General features: G+C 66.1%; 22 protein-coding genes. 11 read left to right on the forward strand and 11 right to left on the reverse strand.

Going from position 1 to position 25,011, the window contains the following annotated elements; all coding sequences use genetic code 11:
* Positions 1-5: 5 nt before the first annotated feature.
* The 4 genes from ACIQLF_RS04575 to ACIQLF_RS04590 all read right to left on the reverse strand — a co-directional run bounded on the left by ACIQLF_RS04575 (position 6) and on the right by ACIQLF_RS04590 (position 3,680).
* Entirely contained in the window at positions 6-536 is a 531-nt protein-coding gene (locus ACIQLF_RS04575) for a thermonuclease family protein (protein WP_400294833.1), read from the reverse strand.
* 14 nt (positions 537-550) lie between these two features.
* Positions 551-910, reverse strand: a complete 360-nt coding sequence (locus ACIQLF_RS04580; RefSeq protein WP_400294835.1) for a hypothetical protein — start codon at positions 908-910, stop codon at positions 551-553.
* A gap of 98 nt (positions 911-1,008) precedes the next feature.
* Complete coding sequence (locus ACIQLF_RS04585) at positions 1,009-2,226, reverse strand: amidohydrolase family protein (protein ID WP_400294838.1); 1,218 nt, start codon at positions 2,224-2,226, stop codon at positions 1,009-1,011.
* The gene (locus ACIQLF_RS04590) at positions 2,223-3,680 is read right to left on the reverse strand and encodes an aminopeptidase P family protein (protein WP_400294841.1); all 1,458 of its coding nucleotides are present in this window, start codon (positions 3,678-3,680) and stop codon (positions 2,223-2,225) included. The genes ACIQLF_RS04585 and ACIQLF_RS04590 overlap by 4 nt, the downstream gene beginning before the upstream one ends.
* A 199-nt stretch (positions 3,681-3,879) precedes the next feature.
* Here ACIQLF_RS04590 and ACIQLF_RS04595 point away from each other — a divergent pair, with 199 nt between their 5' ends.
* The 4 genes from ACIQLF_RS04595 (at position 3,880) to ACIQLF_RS04610 (ending at position 9,205) form a co-directional block, all read left to right on the forward strand.
* Entirely contained in the window at positions 3,880-6,285 is a 2,406-nt protein-coding gene (locus ACIQLF_RS04595) for a Tex family protein (protein ID WP_400294844.1), read from the forward strand.
* 174 nt (positions 6,286-6,459) lie between these two features.
* On the forward strand, positions 6,460-6,855 hold the full coding sequence (locus ACIQLF_RS04600; RefSeq protein WP_400294846.1) for an SdpI family protein: 396 nt from the start codon (positions 6,460-6,462) through the stop codon (positions 6,853-6,855).
* A gap of 174 nt (positions 6,856-7,029) precedes the next feature.
* Entirely contained in the window at positions 7,030-7,524 is a 495-nt protein-coding gene (locus ACIQLF_RS04605; protein ID WP_400294849.1) for a ferritin, read from the forward strand.
* Positions 7,525-8,251: 727 nt separating this feature from the next.
* Positions 8,252-9,205 (forward strand): SH3 domain-containing protein, encoded by a 954-nt coding sequence (locus ACIQLF_RS04610; protein WP_400294851.1) that lies wholly within the window; start codon positions 8,252-8,254, stop codon positions 9,203-9,205.
* A gap of 35 nt (positions 9,206-9,240) precedes the next feature.
* Here the strand turns inward: ACIQLF_RS04610 and ACIQLF_RS04615 are convergent, their stop codons facing one another.
* Entirely contained in the window at positions 9,241-9,528 is a 288-nt protein-coding gene (locus ACIQLF_RS04615; RefSeq protein ID WP_400295058.1) for a hypothetical protein, read from the reverse strand.
* Between ACIQLF_RS04615 and ACIQLF_RS04620 the strand changes: the two genes are divergently transcribed.
* On the forward strand, positions 9,527-11,044 hold the full coding sequence (locus ACIQLF_RS04620) for an SH3 domain-containing protein (protein ID WP_400295048.1): 1,518 nt from the start codon (positions 9,527-9,529) through the stop codon (positions 11,042-11,044). The genes ACIQLF_RS04615 and ACIQLF_RS04620 overlap by 2 nt on opposite strands.
* A gap of 99 nt (positions 11,045-11,143) precedes the next feature.
* Here the strand turns inward: ACIQLF_RS04620 and ACIQLF_RS04625 are convergent, their stop codons facing one another.
* Positions 11,144-12,352, reverse strand: a complete 1,209-nt coding sequence (locus ACIQLF_RS04625; RefSeq protein WP_400294853.1) for an AI-2E family transporter — start codon at positions 12,350-12,352, stop codon at positions 11,144-11,146.
* Between the two features lie 418 nt (positions 12,353-12,770).
* Here ACIQLF_RS04625 and ACIQLF_RS04630 point away from each other — a divergent pair, with 418 nt between their 5' ends.
* Positions 12,771-13,133, forward strand: a complete 363-nt coding sequence (locus ACIQLF_RS04630; RefSeq protein ID WP_400294856.1) for an META domain-containing protein — start codon at positions 12,771-12,773, stop codon at positions 13,131-13,133.
* A gap of 199 nt (positions 13,134-13,332) precedes the next feature.
* Here ACIQLF_RS04630 and ACIQLF_RS04635 read toward each other — a convergent pair whose 3' ends face one another.
* The 4 genes from ACIQLF_RS04635 to ACIQLF_RS04650 all read right to left on the reverse strand — a co-directional run bounded on the left by ACIQLF_RS04635 (position 13,333) and on the right by ACIQLF_RS04650 (position 17,983).
* Complete coding sequence (locus ACIQLF_RS04635) at positions 13,333-14,742, reverse strand: NAD-dependent succinate-semialdehyde dehydrogenase (RefSeq protein ID WP_400294857.1); 1,410 nt, start codon at positions 14,740-14,742, stop codon at positions 13,333-13,335.
* Positions 14,743-14,959: 217 nt separating this feature from the next.
* On the reverse strand, positions 14,960-16,024 hold the full coding sequence (locus ACIQLF_RS04640) for an aldo/keto reductase (protein WP_400295051.1): 1,065 nt from the start codon (positions 16,022-16,024) through the stop codon (positions 14,960-14,962).
* A gap of 344 nt (positions 16,025-16,368) precedes the next feature.
* Positions 16,369-16,515 (reverse strand): hypothetical protein, encoded by a 147-nt coding sequence (locus ACIQLF_RS04645; protein ID WP_400294860.1) that lies wholly within the window; start codon positions 16,513-16,515, stop codon positions 16,369-16,371.
* A gap of 226 nt (positions 16,516-16,741) precedes the next feature.
* Positions 16,742-17,983 (reverse strand): acetyl-CoA C-acyltransferase, encoded by a 1,242-nt coding sequence (locus ACIQLF_RS04650; protein WP_400294862.1) that lies wholly within the window; start codon positions 17,981-17,983, stop codon positions 16,742-16,744.
* 52 nt (positions 17,984-18,035) lie between these two features.
* Here ACIQLF_RS04650 and ACIQLF_RS04655 point away from each other — a divergent pair, with 52 nt between their 5' ends.
* The 5 genes from ACIQLF_RS04655 to ACIQLF_RS04675 all read left to right on the forward strand — a co-directional run bounded on the left by ACIQLF_RS04655 (position 18,036) and on the right by ACIQLF_RS04675 (position 24,232).
* The gene (locus ACIQLF_RS04655) at positions 18,036-18,833 is read left to right on the forward strand and encodes an alpha/beta fold hydrolase (protein WP_400294865.1); all 798 of its coding nucleotides are present in this window, start codon (positions 18,036-18,038) and stop codon (positions 18,831-18,833) included.
* Positions 18,834-18,899: 66 nt separating this feature from the next.
* Positions 18,900-19,682, forward strand: coding sequence for an ABC transporter ATP-binding protein (locus ACIQLF_RS04660; protein ID WP_400294867.1), 783 nt, complete (start codon positions 18,900-18,902; stop codon positions 19,680-19,682).
* Positions 19,679-20,413, forward strand: coding sequence for an ABC transporter permease (locus ACIQLF_RS04665; protein ID WP_400294869.1), 735 nt, complete (start codon positions 19,679-19,681; stop codon positions 20,411-20,413). Before ACIQLF_RS04660 ends, ACIQLF_RS04665 begins: the two co-directional genes overlap by 4 nt.
* Before the next feature lie 20 nt (positions 20,414-20,433).
* Entirely contained in the window at positions 20,434-23,112 is a 2,679-nt protein-coding gene (gene hrpB, locus ACIQLF_RS04670; protein WP_400294871.1) for an ATP-dependent helicase HrpB, read from the forward strand.
* A gap of 115 nt (positions 23,113-23,227) precedes the next feature.
* Positions 23,228-24,232 carry an intradiol ring-cleavage dioxygenase gene (locus tag ACIQLF_RS04675; RefSeq protein WP_400294874.1) on the forward strand — a complete coding sequence of 335 codons (1,005 nt, stop codon included), beginning with the start codon at positions 23,228-23,230 and terminating at the stop codon, positions 24,230-24,232.
* Between the two features lie 123 nt (positions 24,233-24,355).
* Here ACIQLF_RS04675 and ACIQLF_RS04680 read toward each other — a convergent pair whose 3' ends face one another.
* Positions 24,356-24,904: an NINE protein gene (locus ACIQLF_RS04680; protein WP_400294876.1), complete on the reverse strand. Its 549-nt coding sequence runs from the start codon at positions 24,902-24,904 to the stop codon at positions 24,356-24,358.
* Positions 24,905-25,011: the final 107 nt, after the last annotated feature.

Genomic DNA, 25,011 nt, shown 5'->3' on the forward strand with positions numbered 1-25,011 from the left:
CGTGTCTAGCTGCAGCCGTTGGCCGGATCGAACAAGCCGACCTTTGCGCGTTCTGCCTTCTTCTGAGCCGAGCGCAGCGACTCGTAGAACTTCACGTTGGGGTTGACCTTCATGGCGGTGGCGTGGCCGGAAGCCACCAGCGTCTCGTTGATGAATTCGCCCTTGTAGGTGATGCTGGCAAGGGTGCGGTCGTAGCGGTCGAACCGCTCCACGTCGAACTCGAGCTGGATCTTGCTGCCCTCCGGGAGCTTCTGCTCGAGGAACCGGGTGGCTTCCTCGCCGAAGCATTCACCGGGTTTGCCGGGGTGGGGGATTTCCGGGGCGTCGACATTGAGCAGGCGAACCTTGGTGCGTTTCCCCTCCAGCAACACGTAGACGGTGTCTCCGTCGACCACGTGCTGGATGGTTGCCTGTTCGCTTTCGGGTTCGGCCCCGGGACGATCCTGCGCGGGGAGGAAAAGCCAAACACAGACCAGCGCAGTGAGACCTGCGGCGGCGGCCAATGCGGCCAGGCTGGAGCGTTTGGCTTTTCCCATGGACGCGGTTCGGGCTAGCTGTTCACTGCGTTGTCGCAGGCGGTGACCAGGCGGGCCTGGGCATCGGCCGGAACGTTGTCCCCGGCGGCGGCGACGTCGTCCAGGGCGTTCACGATTTCCTTGGGCAGGCCGCCCTCGCGCACCGCATCAACCATGGAATTGAGGACCTTGAGGTCGCCGGCGTTGATGGTGCCGTCCTTGATGGGGGAGCAAACGGTCTTGATGAGTTCCTTCTTGGCGCCTTCGGCCACCTGCGAAGCGGCGGAGGAAGCAGCCGAAGAAGCCGTATCGGCAATACCCGCGCAACCGGTCAGGGAAACAAGCAGCACTGTGGCTGCGGCGAACAAGGGCGTCTTGGCATGCAAAATTCTCATGCGTTCCATCTTAGGCGCTGGCCTTGGACGGCAGCTGTGAGCGCGCCCGGACGCATCCAAGTGCATCCGGGCGCACATGCCACGGGTGTTGCGGTTTCCTACTTGGCGCCGAGGTCCACGACTGCGCCGCCCTGGACAACGGTGCGCGTACGGGACTCGTCGAAGATCACCGAGGGGTCCTCGAACGGGTTCCCGTCGAGGATGAGCGCATCGGCGACCATGCCCGGGGCCAGACGGCCCAGCGTCGGTTCCTGCAGCAGGGCGGCATTCACGCTGGTGGCCGAGCGCAGCGTCTCGAAGACGCCCACGGCCGCGATCTGCAGGGCCAGGCCGTTGAGCTGTTCGTCGGCCAGATCTCCCATCAGGTCCGAGCCGAAGCCCACCGGGATGCCTGCGGCCAGCGCAAGCTTGATGGCCTCGCCGCCGGCGGTGAGGACCTCCAGGTTCTTGGCCTTGGAAACCTCCGGCAGGCCGACCTCGTCCCCGCGCCGGTCCATGGCCGCGTAGGCTGCCAGCGTGGGCACCAGGTATGCGCCGTGCTCCGCCATGAGGGCCGCGGTGGGTTCGTCGAGCAGGTTGCCGTGCTCGATCGAACGCACGCCGTTGCGCACCGAGTGGGCGATGGCCTCCGGGGAGTAGGCGTGGGCGGCCACGTAGGAACCGCGGCGGGTCGCCTCGGCCACCACGACGGAGATTTCCTCGTCCGAGTACTGCGGGATGGCCAGCGGGTCGGTCAGCGAGACCACGCCGCCGCTGGCCATGATCTTGATGGCGTGGGCGCCGGTGCGCAGGCGTTCGCGCACGGCGACGCGCAGCGGCTCGATGCCGTCGACGACCTCGCACATGTGGCCGTGGCCGAAGCAGACATCCACGTCGGCCTCGCGAGGGTCGCCGTGGCCGCCGGTCTGGCTCAGTGCCGGGCCGGTGTAGAAGTAGCGCGGGGAGGGCAACAGCCCGCCCTTGATGGCGGAGGACAGGCCGATGTCCCCGCCGGCCACGTCGCGCACGGTGGTGAAGCCGCGGGACAGGGCCTCGCGCAGGCGCTTGGCCCCGGCGAGCGCGGCGAAGGAGAGCGGGCCGCGTTCGTTGCGGAACCCGTCCAGCGAGATGGCGTAGGCGTGGAAGTGGGCGTCGATGAGGCCCGGGACCACGACCTTGCCGGCGGCGTCGAGCAGTTCGCCCTCCTGCTGGTCGCCGATGGCGGAGACCATCCCGTCCGTGAACGTGACGTTGCCGCGGATGAGCTCCGGGTTCTCGCCGTCGAAGATGAGCGCGTTGGCGATGGTCAGGACGGGGTTCGGGGATGCGGTGCTCATGCGCGGGTTCCTGCCTGTGCCGCCATCCATGCCTCGATGCCCGCGGCGTCGATGGGCAGCGGGTCGGAGAGGTTCTCGTATCCGTCGGCGGTGATCAGCAGGTCGTCCTCGAGGCGCACGCCCATGCCGCGCAGTTCCGGCGGGACCATGGTGTCGTGCTTGTGGAAGTAGAGGCCCGGTTCGACGGTGAGGACCATGTTCTCCTGCAGCACGGCGCCCTGGTATTCCTCGTAGGAGGCCGAGGAGCAGTCGTGCACGTCCAGGCCCAGGTGGTGGCCGACGCCGCAGACCAGCCAGCGGCGGTGGTGCTGGCCGGCGGGGGAGAGGGCCTCGTCGACGGAGACCGGGAGCATGCCCCAGTCGCTCAGTCCGTTGGCGATGACCTCCATGATGGAGGTGTGGAAGGCGGTGAAGTCCTTGCCCGGGGCCAGCTCGGCCAGGCCGGCGCGGTGCGCCTTCTCGACCAGGTCGTGGACCTCGCGCTGGGCGGTGGTGAAGCGGCCGTTGGCGGGGAAGGTGCGGGTGACGTCCGCGGTGTAGAAGCTGCTTTCCTCCACGCCCATGTCCAGCAGGAGCAGTTCGGACTCGTGGACCGGTCCGTCGCAGCGCACCCAGTGCAGGGTGGGGGCGTGGTGCCCGGAGCCGATGATGGTGGCGTAGCCGGGGCCGTGGCCGTGGGTGCGGGCCACCCGGTCGAAGGTGCCCTGCAGCCAGCGTTCGCCGCCGCCGGCGATGGCGCGGGGGATCTCGTTGATGACCTGGGAGAAGCCCTCGACCGTGTGGATGACCGAGTTGCGCAGTTCGTTGATTTCCCAGGCGTCCTTGAGCAGGCGCAGTTCGCCCAGGGTGCGGCGCAGGGTGGCGGAGGGGTTCAGCCCGTGCGTGGCGACCATGGAGGAATCCAGGTTGCCGGCTGCCTCGGCTCCCGAAAGCTTGGACAGCGCGGCATCGAGGGCGCCGAGCGGGGATGTGGGCAGGCCCAGGGCCTGTTCCCAGTGGGTGGGGCCGTGCGCGGCGCCGACCCAGAGCTCGCCGTGTGCGGCGCTGGTGAAGAACGCCGGGTCGCCCGGAAGCGCCGGCGCCGGGACGAACAGGCGGTAGTCGTGTCCGCCGGGGCGCGGGGTGCCGACCAGCACTGCGCCCTCGGCGTTGCAGTTGGTCAGCCAGAGGAAGTCCGAGTGCGGGCGGAAGTCGTAGAAGCAGTCGTTGCTGCGGACCGGTGCCCAGCCTGCGGCGACCACGATTCTCGACCCGGGAAGGGCCTCGGAGAGCTTGTTGCGGTGGGCAGCGGCGGCCGCGGCGGCATCCAGGCCGGCCGCGGGGGTGCGCTCCGGATCCGCCCAGCCCTGCGCCATCCACTCGGTGAATGCGGGGACCTCGGCCAGCCGGGGCAGCTTCGGGTCGGCTTTCTTCGGCGCCGGCATGGATGCGGTCTTTTGTTCGGAGGTGTTCACTGCTCGCGGCTTCCTTAGCTGGGTACTGGGACGACCTGGGCACGGGTAGCCGCCAGGCTCCCGACACAGTCGAAATCAAGCATCGCATGTTCGGGCATCCGGGCGCCCCCTGCGCCGCTGTCGTATTTACGACAGCGGCGCGGACACGCGCACGGTGCGAACCCGCGTCCGCGCCGGCGGATACGGCACACTAGTACGGGTGAGCCAGAAGCGAATTATTGACACCATTGCCGCCGAACTTTCGGCAGGCACCACCCGCGTTGCCACCTGGCAGGTGAAGGCCGCCGTCGAACTGCTCGATGCCGGTTCCACGGTGCCGTTCATCGCCAGGTACCGCAAGGAAGCCACCGGCACCCTGGACGACGCCCAGCTGCGCCTGCTCGAGGAGCGGCTGCGCTACCTGCGAGAGCTGGAGGAACGCCGCGCAGCGATCCTGAAGTCCATCCAGGAGGCGGGCAAGCTGACCGCCGAGCTGGAAGCCTCGATCAACGCCGCCGCCACCAAGGCCGAGCTCGAGGACCTGTACCTGCCGTACAAGTCCAAGCGCCGCACCCGCGCGCAGATCGCCCGCGAGGCGGGGCTCGAACCGCTCGCCGATTCGCTGGTCAACAACCCGAACCAGGACCCGGAGGTCCTGGCGGCCGGCTTCCTGAGCGCCGAGCACGAGATCAATGCCGCGGCCGACGCACTCTCAGGCGCCCGCGCGATCCTGACCGAACGCGCCTCCCAGGACGCGGTGCTGGTGTCCGAGCTGCGCGAGCGCCTGTGGACCCGCGGCAAGATCGCCTCCAAGACCGCGCCCGGCGCACCCGCCGCCGACGCCGCAAAGTTCTCCGACTACGAGGACTTCGTCCAGCCCGTCGCCACCCAGCCCTCCCACCGCGTGCTGGCGCTGCTGCGCGGGGAGCGGGACGGCGCCCTGAACCTGGAGCTTGCCGAGGCGGACCCGCGCGACGACGAAGCGCTCGCCGAGGCCCGCGCCGGCTACGAGGCCTCCGTCGCCAGGTCGCTGGGCTTCAAGGCCGGCGCCGACGCCCCGGCCGGGAAGTGGCTCTCGCAGACCGTGCGCCTGGCCTGGCGCGGGCGCCTGCTCGCCCGGCTCGAGTCGGACCTGCGCACCCGCCTCTTCGAGGCCGCGGAGGAAGCCAGCGTGAAGGTGTTCGCCGCGAACCTGCGCGACGTGCTGCTCGCGGCACCGGCCGGCAACCGCGCGGTGCTGGGCCTTGACCCGGGCCTGCGCACCGGCGTCAAGGTCGCCGTCGTCGACGCGACCGGCAAGGTCGTGGACACCGCCACCATCTACCCGCACGCCCCGGCCAACAAGTGGGAGCAGTCCGTCGCAACGCTTGTCGAATTGGCGCAGAAGCACGGCACCGAGCTCATCGCCGTCGGCAACGGCACCGCCAGCCGGGAAACCGACAAGCTCGCCGGCGAGGTCATCGCCAGGCTGACCAACAAGCCGGCCAAGGTGATCGTCTCCGAGGCCGGGGCCTCCGTCTACTCGGCCTCCGCGCTGGCCAGCGCCGAGCTGCCGGAGCTGGACGTGTCCATCCGCGGCGCCGTGTCGATCGCCCGCCGCCTGCAGGACCCGCTGGCCGAGCTGGTGAAGATCGAACCCAAGTCGATCGGCGTCGGCCAGTACCAGCACGACCTGACCCCGGCCAAGCTTGACCGCTCGCTGGACGCCGTGGTGGAGGACTGCGTGAACGCCGTGGGCGTGGACGTGAACACCGCCTCCCCGGCGCTGCTGGCCCGCGTCGCCGGCGTCGGCCCGCTGCTGAGCCGCAACATCGTCGACTACCGCAACGCCAACGGACCCTTCGCCACCCGCAAGGCGCTGCTGAAGGTTCCGCGCCTGGGCGCCAAGGCGTTCGAGCAGTGCGCGGGCTTCCTGCGCGTGACCGGCGGCAAGCAGCCGCTGGACGCCTCGGCCGTGCACCCGGAGGCCTACGGGCTGGCCGAGGCGCTGCTGGGCGCCGCGACGGCCGGGAACCAGTCGGTGTCCACCCTGAACGCCGCCGACTTCGTCACCGACCAGTTCGGCCTGCCCACCGTGCAGGACGTCATCTCCGAGCTGGTCCGCCCGGCCCGCGACCCGCGCCCGGACTTCAAGACCGCCAACCTCAAGGAGGGCGTGGAGAAGATCGGCGACCTGCGGGTCGGCATGGTGCTGGAGGGCACGGTCTCCAACGTGGCCGCCTTCGGCGCGTTCGTCGACGTGGGGGTGCACCAGGACGGCCTGGTCCACGTCTCGGCGATGAGCAACAAGTTCATTTCCGATCCCCGCGAGGTCGTCACCTCCGGACAGGTCGTCAAGGTCAAGGTGCTGGAGGTCGATCCCGCGCGCAAGCGCATCTCGCTGACCCTGCGCCTTGACGACGAGCCTGCGGCAGCGAAGCCCGAACGCGACGGCCAGCGCCCGGATCAGCGCGGTCAGCGCCAGCTGCGCGGCGGCGATGCCCGGGGCGATGCCCGGGGCGAACGCGGCACCAACAAGGCTTCAAGACCGGGACAGCCGAAGCAGGGGAAAGCCGCCGGCGGGGCAGTTGCCAACGCCAACACCGCCATGGCGGAGGCACTCCGCCGGGCCGGTCTGGGCGGTTGAACCTAGCAGCCAATCCGTAGTGCTTGGCAGGGGCAGGGGCCGGTTCGCGGGCCATGCCCCTGCTGTTTGAGTCCGCAAGGGAAACTGCGGCAAATACACGCATAGTAAGATTGCGTGATTTGCTGCGGCGCCTGGGTTCCAGGACGGTCGACCCGATCCAAGGAGACACAACGCATGGAAGACCAGGCGCTCATCGAGCTGGCCATGACATTTTTTGTGCTGATAGTTTTCGCCTTCGTGGGCTGGAGCATGCGGGCGCTGTCGACCGGACAGCTCGGGCGCAATTCTTGGATCGGGATCCGGACCAAGGCCGTGACCCACTGCGACAGGTGCTGGCTGTTGGGGCACCACGCCGCTGCTGCCAAGACCAACATCGGGCTTGTGGCCGGCGCAATCATGCTGGTCGTCCCCGCGATCGCCGGTTTCTTCGTTGACATCCCGGATGCGGTTCACCGTGGTTCGCTGCTGGCCGCCTTGGCCATCCTGGTTGCGGGGCTGTTGCTCGGTGCCCGGGACGCAAAGTGGGTCACCTCCAAGATCCACCAGCAATCGACTGCGGCTGACGCCTAGCCGGTAGGCGGGCGTTCCCATCGATGCGTGGGCCGGGTCGCGACCCGGCCGGACGTTAGGCCAGCATCACCTTGGTTGGGCAAAGTCGCGGCCAATTGTGTGTCATATTTGCTCTCTGGTAAGTACGGCCATACTTCGGTGACAAGGCACGTAAGAAAACGTAGCGTGTATGGCATGGAACTTACAGGAAAGCTTGCAGACGCATTCAACGACCAGATCACCCTCGAACTCCAGGCGGCAACGGTGTACCGCCAGCTCGCCATAGAGATGGATGTGCTGAGCCTGCCCGGCATCGCCGGATGGTTCCGCGCCCAGGCGGCCGAAGAACTGGAACACGCTGAAAAGTTCACCACCCACATGGTTGACCGCGCAGCGCATCCCCGCATCGGCACCCTGAGCTCACCCGAGGTTTTCGTCGAAACCGTTCAGGACGCATTCGTTGCTTCATTGGCGCACGAAAAGAAAGTCTCCGAATCCATCCGCGATCTGTACCGCCTGGCCCAGAACGAGGGAGACATCGACTCGGTGCCCCTGTTGAACTGGTTCATCGAAGAGCAGGTTGAAGAGGAAGCCACCGTCGGCGGCATCCTGGACCGCGTGAAGATGATCGGCAACGAAGGCAACGGCCTGCTGCGACTTGACGCGGAATTGGCGACCCGCCAGGCATAAAACGCCAGCGGCATGACCCCACGCGGGATGGCGTCGGCGTCGTCATGGTCCGGAAGGCCCAAGACGACGCCGTAATCCAAGGACCACGACTCGGAGGGTCTGGTGCATGAAGCACCAGACCCCGTTGGATTTGGCCGTCGAAGATTGCCGTGGGGATGGGGATTCGAAAGAACGCGGTCGGGCAAGCCCGTACTTCGTACTCGAGAATTTCCGTGTCGACGGATTGGACTGTCGCTATCGGATCATGGGTTCTTGGGGGATGCATGAGCCGATTCTGTCGGGGTGAACCAGAGCGTCTCACCCATAGTTGTGTGCCAGGATGCCGTTGCCTGGACGAATGGGGCGTTGCATGCCTGCGTTATCGGCGGGTTCCTTGTTGTTTCCAAGGCGGAGAACGTCCCCATTGGGAACCCGGGAGTGGTGGTCGGCCGAACCGCTGGAAAGCACATTCATCTATCCAAAAGCACAGCTTGTTTCCATGCCCCCAAGTGGGTGTGACAAAGGCCCCCGGTCGCTGACTGGGGGCCTTTGCCGTGTGTGCAATAACATGTAGGTACGTACACGCAGCTTTCGGGCAATTTCGCGTGTTCCCGCCAGCACCGCGGATCCCGGCGCCACCCAGATTTTTCCAATTCACTCAGTGAGGTCATCAGAACGTGTTTCACGTATGTGCAATCCTCACCGCAAAAGAAAGCGCTTCATGCGTTGCCCGAATTGTGGGCAATCCATGAAAAAAATCGATTTCGCGCGCACGAACCCGACCCCCGTTGCGGTTGTCGTTGCCGGGCCCACGCATCGAACGACGTCGGAGCTCAAGCTTCGCAAGGGGGCCGGGCGGCACTACGCCACGCAATGCATATTGGCCGAGGGCACGGAAGTTTACTTGCTGCGTATCAGCGGTCTCTGGGCCAGCGTGGAACACCAGCAGAACTTCGGCTGGTTGCCGGCGCAATGCCTGGAACGCCTTTCCGTAGCGCAAGCGGCGACGCCGCCGCCTGCCCGTGCGCCAAAACCCGCTCCCGTGATTACCAGGGGCTTCACCCCACGCAGTGCGGTCAGCCCTGCCGAACCGGCTGATGAAGACTTCATCCCCACACATCGCAGCACGGCGGATCTGAACCTGCGCAAGGGGTCCGGAACCAACTACCCGGTGTTGCGGGTGCTGGCTGCCGATGTGCTCGTCCGTAAACTCGATGAGGCCGGAACCTGGGCCAAGATAACCACTGGGCAAGATACTGGCTGGGTTCCCAGCGCCTACCTTGAACAAGTCAGCGTCCAGCGTCCCGCCACCGGGATCCAGACTCTTGCCCCCACCGAATTCGCGACGACGGTCCGTCTAAACGTGCGGACGGGCATGGGCGATCAATATCCCGTCATGCGGATCTTGCAAGCTGGAACCATGGTCCGGGTGAACGGTTCCCTGGGGGCTTGGCGCAGGATCGTCATTGACCAGGAGCACGGTTGGGTTCCAGCCAGCCAGCTGCAGCCCCGGCACCTCTCCTCAACCACTCCCGTGACCGCAGTGCAAACGACCCTGTACCAGGGCGCCTCGGCCAACTACCGCGCACTGACGCAGATCAATGCGGGGGAAAAACTGCTCGCTATTGCCAACCGAGGGCAGTGGACCAAAGTTCAGTACGGACGCTTCAACGGTTGGGTAAATACCGCCCACCTGCGTTAGAAACGCCGTCAAAAAGGTTCTTCCCTGCGCGGTAATCACTTCTTGCATAAGGTAAAGAGCGGTGCGATTAATCGCAGCAAAGATACCTGCAGCATTTTGGGCACTCTTGTGGGCCCAAAACTCTTGAGGGGGAGACCACCAGTGAAGACCGCTCCACGATATCTACGTGCGCTATTTTCCGGGGCAATTGCCGCCGCATTGACGTTCAGCACGCTACCGGCCACGGCAATGGCGCCGATGGACACCGAGAGTGACGTCCAGACTCGAGCGCCGGCCTTCGTGTTGCCGCTCAAGACCGACAAATATCGAATGACCTCGCCCATGGGGCCGCGTTGCATCCCGGTGATTGGTGGATCAACATTCCACCTGGGCCAGGACATGGGAGCAAAAAAAGACGAACCTATCTACTCAATCGCCGCCGGCAAGGTTCGTTCGATCGTGAAGGGCACCGACGCCAAGTCCGGCATCATCGTTGTCGAACACCAAATCGATGGCGCTAGGTACGAATTCGCCTACATGCATATGTGGCCCAGTGGCGTCATGGTCAAGGTCGGCGACAAAGTCAAGGCGGGCGAGCAGATCGCGAAGGTGGGTGCCTCGGGACCGGCAACGGGTCCCCACCTGCACTTGGAGATCTGGAAGGACAGGTTCTACTCTTCCGACGCCAATGTGGTTGATCCCGTTTTGTTCCTCAAGACACGTGGCGTGGACCTGAAAGCCAACGCCTCGGCGAACTACGGCGAGTACGACAAACGCTGCACCTACTACGCGCGGGGCAAGACCGAGGTGTTTGCCTCCGCCTCTACATCCTCGAGGGTCTTGGGGCGTCCGGGGCGAAACACCGAGGTCTCCAGCAAGCCCGGTGCGATCAACGGTTTGCGCAATGGCGACTTCGTCAAGGTTCGGTACGGCTCGCTTGCCGGGTGGATGAACCGCTTTGCCGTCTCTCCCGGAAAGCTTGCGGAGGCCCCTGCCGGGTCGCTGACAACCGCCGGGACCGTAACCAACGGCGTCAGAATACCCTTTGCGACGTACAGGAACCCCGGCGAGCTGAACATGCGTTCGGGCGCGGCCAGCTGGTACTCGAAGATTAAGACCCTGCCCGCAGGTTCAACACTCAAGGCGTACCAAAGCGTCAGTGGCTGGACGCGTGTCAAACACGGGAGCAACGAAGGATGGGTTTCGTCCGCGCTCATCAGCAAGATCGCCAACATTGATCCCTCAACGGTTTCAACAACCCACAAAGTGGCTCGAGACCTCAAGCTCCGAAGCGGCGCCGGATACAGCTATGCGGAAACCGAGTCGCTCAAACGCGGGACAAAGGTGAGTATCCGCCGTGCCGCCGGCACCTGGTCCCAGGTCCAGTCCGGAAAACTGTCCGGGTGGCTACGCACCGCAGACCTGGTGAAAATCGGCTCCACGGCGCGACCTTCAACCCAAAAGCCACCGGCCGTGACCTCACTGAAGAAGAAGTCCTACACGACGAAGGCGAAGGTCACGCTACGGAAGTCGCCTGATTCGAAGTCGGCATCGGTTCGCAGCATCGCAGCGAAAAAGAAGGTCACCGTAAACGCGAAAAGCGGTTCGTGGCTGAGGGTGAGCTACGCGGGCAAGACCGGCTGGGTTCCGGCGAAGCAGCTGGCTGTGTACAAGGCCCCGGCCAAGACGAAAATCACCAAGAGCGGCCTGAATCTGCGCAAGTCGGCCTCGGCGTCCAGCAAATCGATTCTCGTCATTCCCAAGGGCAAAAAGGTGACGGTCAAGGCGACGAAGGGTACATGGTCACAGGTCCGCTACTCCGGCAAGACCGGGTGGGTAAATAAGAAGTACCTGAAGTAGGGAGGCATATCGCCGAAGAGCTGAAAACGCCAATGGGCGGTGGAACCAAACGACTGTTTGAATCCACCGCCCGTTGCAATTCAGCCATCGCAGTGGCGGCTAAGCGGACGCTGCCGGATGCGTATCCCCAGGCAGTGACGGCCCCGTTTGTGCCTGCCCGGACTGGTCCGCTGCGTCTCCCGCGGCGGTGCTGCGGGAGACGCCACGGAGGTTCGATGAGGCTTCCGCGGGCGTCGAGCCGTGTGCGGCCGACTGTTCCCCGTCAGTGGGTTCCTCGGCGTTGTCGGGCGGCGTGGACGACTGGTCTCGACCGGACCAGATCTTGGTGATCGACCAGACGACCGCCGTCAGTGGCACGGCGAGTACGGCACCCACCAGTCCGCCGAGGACCGTACCCGCGGCCAAGGCCAGCAGGATGACGAGCGCATGCAGGTTCAACGCGTGGGCCATGACCACCGGCTGCAGGAAGTTGCCTTCGAGCTGCTGGATCACGATCACGGCACCGACCACGATGAGAGCGACGACCGGGCCGTTGGTGACCAGGGCGATCAACGTGGCGAGGACTCCGGCAAAAGTGGCACCGACCATCGGGATGAATGAGGCCATGAACGTGACCACGCCGAGCGGGATCGCCAACGGAACCCTGAGGATCAGCAACGCCACGGTAATGCAGATGGCATCGACGGCGGCGATGGTCGCCGTTCCACGCATGTATCCGCCCAGGGTTTCAACGGTGCGCGCACCCGAGGCCTGCCACCTGTGCATTTGGTGCCGGGGCATCCACGAAATGAAGAACGCCCAGATTTTGTCTCCATCCTTGAGGAAGAAGAACAAGATCACCAACAGCAGTACGAGTCCGGTGAAGAAATTCCCGGCTGCGGAGAGACCGTTGAGTGCACCGGCACCAAACTGCGAGCTCGTGAGGAATCCGGTGACCTGCTTGATCGCCTGATTGATTTGCTCCTGGGAAATTGTCCACGGCAACTGGTCGAGCATGCCCTGTACCTTGTTGAAGCCTTCAACTCCCTTGGCGACCAAGGTGGGCCATTCGGCCAACACCGAGTACACCAGCGCGGTGCCGATTCCGCCGAGCACCAGAAGGGAGCCCAGGAAGACGGTCCAGGCAGCCAACAGCGACGACATGACCTTGCGTAGCATTCGTACCAGTGGCCACAGCGCGCTGGCAACAATCAGTGCCAGCAACACCGGCAGTGCGATGAGACTCAGACGCAGCAGGACGAAGACGACTGCGGCGGCCAGGCTGACAACGACAAGGATCTGGATGGCACGTATGGCCGAGCGTCCCAAACCATCGGTCCACAGGCCTGAGACCGTGTAATGCGGCGGTTTCTCAACCGCGTTTGATACGAATGGCGTCTCGGGCGTTTGTGGGCTTAGGCCCGCCCTCCGATTCCGCTTCACTGACATAACCTGACTCCTTGCGATGGGCAATACCACCACTCTATTCAGTAATTCGGATCCACGTGTATTTCGCAATGCATGCAGGGCAACGAAGCCAGATCGATTTAAGTCCTCTCGGAATCATGTTTTCACGAGGAAAAAGTGATTAGTGAATAGTCCAGAGAGCACATGGAGAACGGACGTCCAACGAAGAAACTAGGCATTTCGAATATGTACGGCGCAGATCGTCGGAAAGTCTGTCATGAATCGCATATTCGCAGCTGAACTACTGCAATTGGCGTAGGGCAGGTCGTAAGCTGAACACATGAAAAAGATCGGTCTGGCCGCCGCCTTGGGTGCCGCTTTGCTCTTGTCCGCCTGCGCTGCCGGACCCGCCGAAGAGCCGAACCCGGTGGGCACTTGGGGTGTGACAGAACAGGGAAAGCCACAGCTTGTCTTGGAAGAAGGCGGAACCTTGCACGGAACCGACGGGTGCAACCGTTTGGTCGGTACCTGGGAAGAATCCGATGGCAAGGTCGTCTTCGGCCCACTCGCCGGAACCCGAATGTTCTGTGAGGGCGTGGATACCTGGCTCTCCGATGCAACGTCCGCAAAAATCGTTTCTGGATCACTGGAAATCTTCAATGCCAAGGACGCTCCCATCGGCACGCTCAAGCATTCCGAATAGGGGCGAACTCCAACCCGGACGCAATGAGCAGCACCTTGCAGGCGTTGATGCCGTGGGTGGGCTCATTTGAGGATTCCCGTGAATTCCGACCCCGGTGCGCCGGAAGGTGGTTGCGAAACTCCAAGGGGTCATTAAAAGCTTTGGCCGTGTAGGCCCCCGCAATGGGGCCTACACGGCCAAAGCATGTGTAGCTACGAAATTAGTCGGCTACGTAGAACAGGCGCTTGTTGACGAACTCTTCCATGCCCAGCGGGCCGAGTTCGCGGCCGAAGCCCGAGCGCTTGACGCCACCGAAAGGCATGTCTGCGCCTTCGGCTGCCGGGATGTTGACGTTGGCCATGCCAGTCACCAGACGTGATGCAACCTTGGCTGCACGTGCCGGGTCGGTGGAGAAGACAGCGCCGCCCAAGCCGTACTGGGAGTCGTTGGCCAGCTCGAGTGCTTCCTCGTCCGAGGACACCTTGTAGACAACGGCAACCGGGCCGAAGAGCTCTTCGTAGTAGGCTCGCATGCCCTTGGTGATGCCCGAAAGGACGGCCGGGGCCAGGTAGGCGCCCGGGCCTTCGTGCAGTACGCCGCCGGCGTGCAGGGTTGCACCCTTGTCGACGGCGTCCTGGACCTGTGCAGCCAAGGCTTCTGCGGCACCGCGGGTGGAGAGCGGACCGAAGGTGCCCTCTGCCTCTTCCGCGGGGTCGCCCGGGACGAGGCCGGTGGCAAGCTTGGTCAGTTCGCCCACGAAGTCATCGAAGATGTCTTCCATGACGATCATGCGCTTGTTGGAGTTGCAGGCCTGGCCGGTGTTCTCCATGCGGGTGCCCCAGGCCATCGCTGCGTCCTGTGCAATGTCGGCAGAATCAAGGATCACGTACGGGTCCGAGCCGCCGAGTTCCAGGACGGCCTTCTTCAGGTTGCGTCCGGCCTGTTCGCCGATGATCGCGCCGGCACGCTCGGAACCGGTCAGCGAGACGCCCTGGATGCGGTCATCTGCGATGATCGTGGAGATCTGCTCGTGGCTGGCGAAGACGTTGTTGTACACGCCGGCCGGCACGCCTGCATCGTCCATGATCTTCTGGATGGCCAGGGCCGAGCGTGGGCAGGTTTCGGCGTGCTTGAGCACGATGGTGTTGCCGAGCACCAGGTTCGGCGCCGCGAAGCGTGCAACCTGGTAGTACGGGTAGTTCCACGGCATGATGCCGAGCAGCGGGCCGACCGGGAGGCGCTCGATGACGGCCTTGCCGCCGCCGATGGCCTTGATTTCCTGGTTGGCGGCAAGGGACGGGCCCTCGGTGGCGAAGTAGTCGAAGATGTCTTTGCAGAATGCTGCTTCACCCTTGGACTGCGAGAGCGGCTTGCCCATTTCCTCGGTGATGATGGCAGCAAGTTCGTCGGCTCGTTCGGCGAAGAGCTCACCCACGCGGGCAACGATCTTGGCGCGCTCGTTGATGTCGACGTTCTTCCAGGACTGGTAGCCGGATTCGGCCGCGGCAAGCGCGTCCTGGATCTCGGCGTCGGTTGCGGTGGCGAATTCTTCAACCACGGCACCGGTGGCGGGGTTGATAACTCGGTAGCCTGGGGCTGTCGTCGTCTGGGCGTTGGCGGTCACTGCCATGCTCCTTCTATAGTCACTGGGCGGCGGAAATCTGGGTTGCTCGCCACGTACGGTTCTATCATGTCTTGAAAACCGCGATTTGTGAACCCCATCACGGGTCGCGTATGAGCATATCCACAGTCTTTGAATTCACCTACTTCGGTATTCGTCGTTAATGACTTGAAACCCTGCGAAAAACGTATTTCGCAGGGTTTCGAGTTGTTTGGCGCGGGGAGATTTAGCTTGTGGCGGCCGTGCGCCAGTGGTCAATGCCGGCCTCGCCCAATGCGATCCTGTCGATCAAGTCCAGCTCTTCGGCGGTGAAAGCGGTGTTTTCCAGTGCCACGAGGTTCTCGTCGAGCTGCGCCGTCGAGGACGCGCCCATCAGGACAGAGGTCACGCCGCCGTCGCGCAGCAACCAGGCAATGGCCATCTGCGCCAAGGACTGTCCGCGTTCGGATGCGACGCGTGCCAGGTTCCGGATCTTTTCAAGATTTTCCGGGGTGAGGTGGCCCGCAAGGGAGTTGCGGCCGCCCGCCGGAATCGCGGACTCATCGGTGAGGTACTTGTTGGTCAACAGGCCCTGGGCCAGCGGGGTGAAGGCGATCGACCCCATGCCGTGTTCCTTGAGCGTATCGAGCAGTCCGTCCTCGACCCAGCGGTTGAGCATGGAGTAGGAAGGCTGGTGGATGGCCAGCGGGGTGCCCATTTCCTTGGCGACCTGTGCAGCCTCGGCGGTGCGCTCCGGGGAGTAGGAGGAGATGCCGACGTAGAGGGCCTTGCCCTGGCGCACCAACGTGTCGAGGGCGCCGATGGTCTCCTCGATCGGGGTCCCCGGGTCCGGACGGTGCGAGTAGAAGATGTCGACGTAGTCCAGGCCCATGCGTGCGAGGGACTCGTCGGCCGAGGCCATGATGTACTTGCGCGATCCCAGGTTTCCGTACGGGCCCGGCCACATGTCCCAGCCGGCCTTCGAGGAAATGATGAGCTCGTTGCGGTAGGCCTTGAAGTCGCCGCGCATCATGCGGCCGAAGTTTTCTTCCGCCGATCCGTATGGCGGGCCGTAGTTGTTGGCCAGGTCAAAGTGGGTGATGCCGTGGTCAAAGGCGTGGCGCAACACCTCGCGCTGGGTGTCAAAGGGACGATTGTCCCCGAAGTTCCACCACAGGCCAAGGCTGATCGGAGGCAGGACCAGGCCGGAGTTTCCCACCCGGCGGTAACCGGTGGATGCGTATCGATCGGCCGCGGCGACGTACGGCTGGTGTGTTTCGGGAACGGGGGAGTAGCGGAGCTCTTCGGCCATGGTGAGGGGGTTCTCCTGCGGGGTAGCGATCGTAAGGGGCATTTTGCCCTCGTCCATTCTTGTCGCCAGCGCCCCCGGCGTCCACATGAAATCGGCATTTTGTTCTAAATCATGTGTTAATTTGTGCGATTGTGACTGTTTTGGCGAAATACGGAGGGGTGCCGACCTGGTTTGCCGGCAATGTTGCGGCCCGAAGTTAAAAGTGAAGAACCGGTCGTGACGGCTAAGGAGGTGAAACTCCGCCGCGACCGGTTCTTCTGATCACTCGCACCTTGAGAAGGTAGCTTCAGCCTATTTTGCGAAGCTGTGTGGTGGCTGAGTATTCCTTGGCAGTATGCAATGAGCTAATAGTTTGATGGTGGATCCGAAGCGGGGAAGGATTCGTCTTCCCACTCCTCGACCAACGCCTCGTCGTGCTCGCTGGCGTGGTGCTCCGGCTTTTCTTCGGCTTCTTCGGCTTCGACGACTTCGTCCGCTGGTTTTTCACTCATCACACGCGCTCCTAAATCCGTAGTGCGAGGTGCCCCTCGAATCGGAGGGTTCCACCATGTCCAGTCTGGTCTCAAGTGGAAGCAAAGTCGAGGGGGTGAGCCATCCCTGGCGCAGCGAACCTCGGGTGCTTAAAAAGTTGAGCACCGGTCGGAAAGGTTTGGGGGAATAAACCTGAAATCCAACCGGTGCTCTCATCACTCGCACCTTCATGAGGTAGTAATTACTCTAGGAAACCAAGCTATGGGTTCGCTGTATATGCCCCGATAGCCAGGTGTGAAATCCTGCGCGCAGGATCAACGCATCGCCCTGCCCGCCGCCGCCGCAAAGCGCCACCACACCGACGCCTTTACCTCGACGGGCCAATTCCATGGCCTGGTGCAGCACCAGCCGGGCGCCGGATGCGCCAACCGGGTGGCCCAGGGCAATGGCCCCGCCCTCGCGGTTGATGCTGGAGGGATCGAGCCCCAGGTCCTTGGCGGATTGCAGCACCACCGAGGCAAAGGCCTCATTGATCTCGATCAAGTCCAGGTCCGATGCCTTCAGCCCCTCCTTGGCCAGCGCGGCAACGATGGAATCGCTCGGCTGCGAATGCAGGGAACCGTCTGGTCCGGCGGTCTGGCCGTGGGAACCGATTTCACACAGCCAGTCCAGGCCTGCCCTGCGAGCAGCACCCTTGGACGCGATGACGAGTGCAGCCGCACCATCCGAGAGCGGCGAGGATGACCCCGCGGTGATCGTTGCGTCCGGATCCTTGGAGAACGCCGGGCGCAGGGCGGACAACTGCTCGGCCGTGGTGTCCGGGCGGATTCCCTCGTCTTGGGCGACGACCAGATCTTCGCCACGGCGTTGGGGAATGCTGATCGGTGCGATTTCGGCATTCAGCGTTTCCCGGGCGGCGGCGGCGCGCTGGTGTGAGGCGGCGGCGAACGCGTCCTGCTCGGCGCGCGGAATGCCGCGTTCGATGTTGCCGCGGTCGGTTGCGGATCCCATGAGCTCGCCGGAGAACGGATCGGCAAGACCGTCATAGTTCAGCGAGTCCTCCATGCCGCGGTCACCGATGGCGAGCCCCGAACGCATGCCGCGCACCAGATGCGGGGCGTTGGACATCGATTCCTGGCCGGCGGCGATGATGAAATCGGCCTCGCCGCAGCGGATCATGCGGGCGGCATCGATCACGGCGGTCAGGCCGGACAGGCAGAGCTTGTTCACGGTCACGGTCGGGACGTTCCACCCGATGCCTGCCTTGATCGCGGCCTGGCGCGCCGGCCCCTGGCCCGCACCGGCAAGGATGACCTGGCCGACGATCACGTGTCCGATGTTTTCGGCCGGGACGCCGCTGCGTTCGAGCGCGGCGGCGATGGCGTGGGCACCCAGGTCGTTGACCTGCACGGAGGACAGCGAACCGCGGAACTTCCCGAAGGGCGTGCGGGCCCCGGTAATAATCACGGGGGTCAGGTCGTCATTCATCACAACTGTCCTTTTTCTTGGGACGGGGCGCCATTGCCATAAGCTCGAGGGCATGCCCCATGCAGTAAATCCGGTTGATGCCCACACTATCCATTTCGATGCGAGCGCCACGGAAGCCCCGCCGGTGTTGCTGTTGCATGGCTCGGCGCTTTCCCGTTCCATCTGGCGGGGGCTGGGCTACGTCAAGGCGCTGGAACCGGAATTCTCCAGCATACGCATGGACCTGCGCGGGCACGGGCGCTCGGGCAAGCCGCACGAGGTCTCCGCCTATTCCATGGAGTCGATGCTCGGCGACGTCGAGGCGGTCCTGGAAGCCGCGGGCCACGAATCGGTGCACATCGTCGGCTATTCCTTCGGCGCGCGCGTCGGCCTGGCACTGGCCGCCCGCGCCCCGCACCGCGTGCGTTCCCTGGCCATGCTCGGTGGAACCCACGCCATCGAGGCCGGGCAACTTGCGGCGCTCTTCTTCGACGGGTACCTGGAGGTGCTCAAGGCCGGGGACATGGAGGGGTTCATCGCGGGAATGGAATCCGGCGGCGGAAAGCTGGACCCGGCCACCCGGCTGGCGTTTGCCTCCAACGACCCGCTGGCGCTCGCGGCCTACTTCGAGGCCACCGAGTCCGGCCCGGGAATCAGCGAGATGCTGCTGCAACAGATCCACACCCCGACGCTGCTGATGACCGGCACCCGGGACTCGCCGCGCATCGAGCACTCCCGCATCATGGCCTCCCTGATGCCCGACGCCCGGCTCATCGAGCTTCCCGGGCGCACCCACGGCGGAACACTGTTCCCGCCGGGGCCGATCCTGGACGAGCTGCTGCCGTTCCTGCGCCGGCACGAGGGTGCCTGAGCCTGTTTCCGCGTGGGCCGGCAACCGCCACTTGACCGGGGGTGTTCCAGGGTCGAGACTCAAGCAATGGATGCACAAGCGGCTGCCGTTTCAATCACCGGATTGAGTGTGATGCGCGGGAAAAAGCCCGTGCTGCACGGCCTTGACCTCCGGATCCCGCGCGGGGAAGTGGTGGGATTGCTGGGCCCCAGCGGCTGCGGCAAGTCCACGCTGTTGCGCTCGATCGTCGGAACCCAAGTCATTGCCGGCGGCCTGGTGGAGGTGCTGGGGGACGAGGCCGGATCGGCGGCGCTGCGGCGCCGGGTCGGGTACATGACCCAGGACACGGCCGTCTACGACGACCTGCCGGTGGCGGCGAACCTGCGCTACTTCGCCCGGGTCATCGGCGCCGACGAGGCCCAGGTCCAACGGGTCATCGAACGCACCGACCTGGGCTCGGTGGTCCGCTCGATGGCCGGGGACCTGTCCGGCGGGCAACGCAGCAGGCTGTCGCTGGCCATTGCGCTGCTGGGCAAACCCGAATTGTTGGTGCTCGACGAGCCGACGGTCGGCCTGGACCCGGTGCTGCGCGTCGAGCTCTGGGCCCTCTTTGCGGAGCTGGCGGGCGACGGCACGACGCTGCTGGTCTCGAGCCACGTGATGGACGAGGCAACCCGCTGCGACTCGCTGGTCCTGATGCGCGAAGGGCGGATCATCGCCCAGGACACGCCCGCGGGCCTGCTGGCGCGCACCGGGACCGCGACCGCGGAGGACGCGTTCCTGGCCCTGATCCGGGCCGGCGGGAGCACGACCACGTCGGCCCTGGCCAGCGGCCCGGGCAAGCACCGCGCGACGGGAGAAACAGCATGAAACCGGCACGGGTCCTGGCCACCGCGGAGCGGGTGCTCACCCAGGTCCGCCACGACCACCGCACCCTGGCCCTGTTGCTGCTGGTGCCCGCACTGCTGATCGGGCTGGTGTCCTGGATCTTCACCGACACCCCGGTGTTCGCAAAGATCGGCCCGGCGATGATCGCGCTCTTCCCGTTCATCGTGATGTTCCTGGTGACAAGCATCGCCACGCTGCGCGAGCGGCGCAGCGGCACCCTCGAGCGCCTGCTGTCGCTGCCGCTGGGCAAGGCCGAATTCATCCTTGGCTACGCGCTGGCCTTCGGGCTGCTGGCTGTGGTGCAGACGGCCATCGCCGTGGGCTTTGCCGTGTGGGTGTGCGGGCTGGAGGTCTCCGGCAGCCTGGGCCTGCTCTTCGCGGTGGCGGTCGCCGACGCCCTGCTGGGCACCTCGCTGGGCCTGCTGGCCAGCGCCTTTGCGCGCACGGAGTTCCAGGTGGTGCAGTTCATGCCGGCGCTGATCTTCCCGCAGATCCTGCTGGGCGGGATCTTCCTGCCGCGCGACCAGCTGCCCGCCGTGCTGGAGGCGATCGGCGACTGGCTCCCGCTGAGCCACGCGATCGACGCACTGACCGCCGTGGCCCGGGGCGACCAGGACGCGGGATACATCTGGCTGCGGCTCGGGTTCATCGCAGCCTGGATCGTGGTGGCGATCGCCCTGGGGTCGGTGACGCTGCGCCGGCGCACCAGCTAACGCTCCACCGACCCGGGATAATGGACCGGGTGAGTGAGCAGCTTTTGCGGGCAACCCCCGGCACCGTGGACCCAGGCACCTTCGACCTCGAGAACATCGGTCGTGGGCTGGTCTTCGCGCACTCCTTGCCCGAACTTGCCCGGGTGCTGGCGGCGGGCGGGGAATCGGGGACTGCCGTCATCCAGGCGCCTCCCGGCACCGGCAAGACGACGCTGGTGCCGCCGCTGGTGGCGAACCTGGTGCTGGATCGACGGGTTCCGGGGCGTGCCGGGGGAGCCGGGCGCATCCTTGTCACCCAGCCCCGCAGGGTTGCCGCACGCTCCGCGGCACGGCGCCTGGCCTCGCTGGACGGCAGTGCGTTGGGCACCCGCGTCGGGTTCAGCGTGCGCGGGGAAAACAAGGCGGGCCCGGAAACGCTCGTGGAGTTCGTGACGCCCGGCATCCTGCTGCGCCGCCTGCTGGCCGATCCCGGGCTGGACGGGATCGACGCCGTCATCATCGACGAGGTGCACGAACGCGGCCTCGAGACCGACCTGCTGGTCGGCATGCTGCGCGAGGTCCACGAACTGCGCGGGGACCTGATGCTGCTGGCCATGTCCGCGACCCTCGACGCCCCGCGCTTTGCCGCGCTGATCGGCGACGCCACCGGCGAGGGCCCCGCCGCGGTGGTGGACTGCCCCTCGGCGCTGCATGCGCTCACCGTGGACTGGGCGCCGGGCACCGGCTCGCGGCTGACCGACCGCGGGGTGTCCCGCACCTTCCTCACCCACGTCGCGGCCACCGCGGCGTCCGCCCACGCCCGGGCGCTTGCCGGAAACCCGGGGGTCGACGCGCTGGTCTTCCTGCCCGGCGCCTGGGAGGTGGCGGAGGTCGCCGCGCAGCTGCGGAACCTGGCCCCCGGCGCCGAGGTGCTGGAGCTGCACGGACAGGTCCAGCCCGCGCTGCAGGACAGGGCCGTCTCCGGGCGCGAGGCCGGTGGCGCCCCGCGCATCATCGTCTCCACCTCGCTGGCCGAATCCTCGCTGACGGTGCCCGGCGTCAGGCTGGTGATCGACTCCGGGCTGGCCCGCGAACCGCGGCGGGACGCCACCCGCGGCATGAGCGGGCTGGTCACCGTCTCCGCGTCGCGTGCCTCCTGCGTGCAGCGCGCCGGACGTGCAGCCCGCCAGGGGCCCGGCACCGTGGTGCGCTGCTTCGAGGAGAAGAGCTTCGCCGCGGCACCCGCGCACCCGCGGGCCGAGATCACCGTCGCGGATCTGGCCTCCGCGGCCCTGGTGCTGGCCTGCTGGGGAGCGCCGGGCGGCGAGGGCCTGCACCTGCCGGAGGCGCCGCCGGCCAACAGCCTTGCCGACGCGCTCACGGTCCTGGGGCAGTTGGGCGCCATCGACGAGACAGGGCACGCCACGGGCCTGGGCCGCAGGCTGGCCGCGATCCCCGCGGACCCGCGGCTTGGCCGGGCGCTGCTGGACGGCGCGCCGCTGGTCGGCACCTCCCGGGTCGCCGCCCTGGTGGCGATGCTTGCCGGCGACTACCGGGCGCAGGCAGCGGACCTGGGGGAGCTGCTGAAGTCGCTGCAGCGCGGCACCCACCCGCAGGCCAGGGCCTGGAAGCAGGAATCGGCCAGGCTGCAGCGGCTGGTGGAACGCGTCGGGGCCGGCACGGCTCCCGCCAAGGCCAACGACATGGCCACCGGCGAGGACGCTGCCGGCCTGGTCGTCGCCCTGGCCTACCCCGCCCAGGTGGCCCGCCGCGTGCCGGGCGCCTCGGGCACCACCTATCTGCTGGCCTCGGGAACCCGCGCCGGGCTGCCGGCCGGAAGCGCGCTGGCCCACCACGAATGGCTGGCCGTCGCGGAGGTCGCCCGCGCGGCGGGCCGCGACGCCGCGGGCACCGGGGCACTGATCCGCGCCGCGGCGCCGCCGGACGCGGACACCGCCTCACGGGCCGCCGCCCACCTGCTCGGGGAGGAAACCCGCACACGCTTCGCCGCGGGAAAGCTCAGCGCCCGCCGGGTGCGCACCCTCGGTGCCATCGAACTCGAGAACACCCCCGTGACGCCCACACGTGCCCAGGGCAGGGACGCAGTGCTGGCGGCCCTGCGGGAGAACGGGCTCGGGATGCTCACCTTCTCCGCCTCCGCCGACGCCCTGCGCCGCAGGCTTGCCCTGGTCCACCGCGAACTGGGCGACCCGTGGCCGGCCATGGACGACGACTCCCTCATCGCCGCGGCGGGCGCCTGGCTGGCCCCCGAGCTGGAGGCGCTCGCCGGCGGCAAGCCCGCCTCCGCGCTGGACCTCACGGACGCGCTGCGCCGGTTGCTGCCCTGGCCCGAGGCCTCGAAATTCGGCGAACTGGCCCCCGAACACCTTGCGGTGCCCAGCGGCTCGAACATCCGCATCGAGTACCCGCCGGTCGACGAGCCCGCGTCCAGGCCCGTCGTCTCGGTGAAGCTGCAGGAATGCTTCGGCCTGGCCGTATCCCCGCGACTGGTCCGGGGCCGGGTCCCGATCCTTTTCCACCTGCTGTCCCCGGCCCGGCGCCCGCTGGCCGTCACCGACGACCTGGCGTCCTTCTGGTCCGGCCCCTATGCCCAGGTGCGTGCCGAAAACCGCGGCCGCTACCCCAAGCACCCGTGGCCGGAGGATCCCTGGACCGCGCCGGCCACCCGGCACGTCAAGCGCCGCATGGGCGAGGCCTAGGGAGCGCATAGGCGTTGCCGGGGCACGGCACAGCCCGGCCATAGCCACCGGCCATAACGTGGGAACCCGACGACAGCTTGCTCCGCCGGAGCGAAGAAGAAACGAGGAACCCACCATGGAACCACGCCAAGGCCACGACCCCTCGGGTGCCGCACACCCGCGCTTCCAAGGCAGGGTCCTGCCGCGGCCCGAGGACGACCTGGAGGACCAGGGTCTCGGCTTCGACGTCCAGACGTTGCTGGGGCGCCGGACCGCGCTCAAGGCCTTCGGCGCCGGCGCGCTGGCCCTGGGGCTGGCCGCCTGCACGGCGACCTCCAAGACCGGCACGACGTCGGGCACTTCGGCGGGGGAGATCCCCGACGAGACCGCCGGCCCCTACCCGGGCGACGGGTCCAACGGGCCCGACGTGCTGGAACAGAGCGGGATCGTGCGCAGCGACATTCGCTCAAGCTTCGGCGACTCGACCACCACGGCCGCAGGCATCCCGATGACCCTCGAGCTGAACATCAAGGACCTGGCCAACGGCGGGGCGGCCTCCGCCGGGGTGGCCGTGTACGTGTGGCATTGCGACCGCGAGGGCAACTACTCGATGTACTCCGCCGCGGTGGAAAACGAGAACTACCTGCGCGGCGTGCAGATCGCCGATGCCGCGGGAACCGTGCGCTACACCAGCATCTTCCCCGCCTGCTACACGGGCCGCTGGCCGCACATCCACTTCGAGGTGTACCCGGACGCGGCCTCGATCACCGACGTGTCCAAGGCGATCGCGACCTCGCAGGTGGCCCTGCCGCAGGATGTCTCGGAGGCCGTCTTCGCCACCGACGGCTACTCTGCATCGGTCAAGAACCTGGCCCAGCTGTCCCTGGCCGCCGACAACGTCTTCGGCGACGACTCCGGTGCCAGCCAGCTTGCCACCGTCACCGGGGATATCTCGAACGGATACAAGGTTGTGCTCGATGTCGGCATCGACACCAGGACCGCGCCGACCGGGGGCTCCATGCCCGGCGGCGGGGGACTGGGTGGCGGGAACGGTGCGCCCCCGTCCGGCGGACCCGGCGGCACCCCGCCAAGCGGCAATCCGCCGGTGGCTCCCGGGACAACGACGAACGGAAACGGTTAGGGATTCGGCAGGGCGGTAGCAGCACCTGCCGTGCTCCGCCCCGCCCGGTGGCAAACGGGTGTCAATGGCTTGAAGGGCAACGCCAGTGTCCCGGATGCGTGTCGGCACCCGGGACGGCTGAAGCTACTCTTTCAGCGGAACGCCGCGTGCGTCGGTGCGGAACGAGGAAGACCCGACAATGATCATGATGCCCTCGATGAGGCCCCAGAGTCCGCCGAGGCCGCCGGTCAGCACCGTGACCACGATCTGCAGGATGCCGATGCCGGTGTAGCCGAGGTAAAAGCGGTGGATGCCCAACCCGCCGAGTAGGATCCCGAGCACCCCGGCGGCCAATCGCGACTTCTGCTCGGTACCCGGGTAGCCGTAGGGCTGCTGCCCGTAGGGCTGAGGGTAGCCGGGCTGGCCGTACGGCTGCTGCTGTTGATACGGCTGTTGCTGCATGTTGGGCTGTTGGCCCGGGTAGGGCTGTTGCTGCATGTTGGGCTGTTGGCCCTGCGGCCAGCCCTGTTGGCCGGGATGCTGCTGGTAGGGGTTGCCGGGCTGCTGCGGTGTCTGCGGTGGAGACATGGGCGGCTGCGGGCCGGATTGACCTGGCACTGCCCCCTCTGGGTGATCGGTGTTCGTGGGCGGCTGCGGATCCGAATCCGGCCGTTCGGGGACGGTTTCACTCATGACGGCTCCTAAGTTGTGCGGTGTCTCAGCCATTGTATGTAGCAGCTCCGCAGTCTTGACGCTGGGCGTCCACTGGAATCAGGTGTCATAAACAATCGTCGTCTGGG

It is taken from the genome of Paeniglutamicibacter sp. NPDC091659, from assembly GCF_044756805.1.
Lineage (GTDB): Bacteria > Actinomycetota > Actinomycetes > Actinomycetales > Micrococcaceae > Paeniglutamicibacter.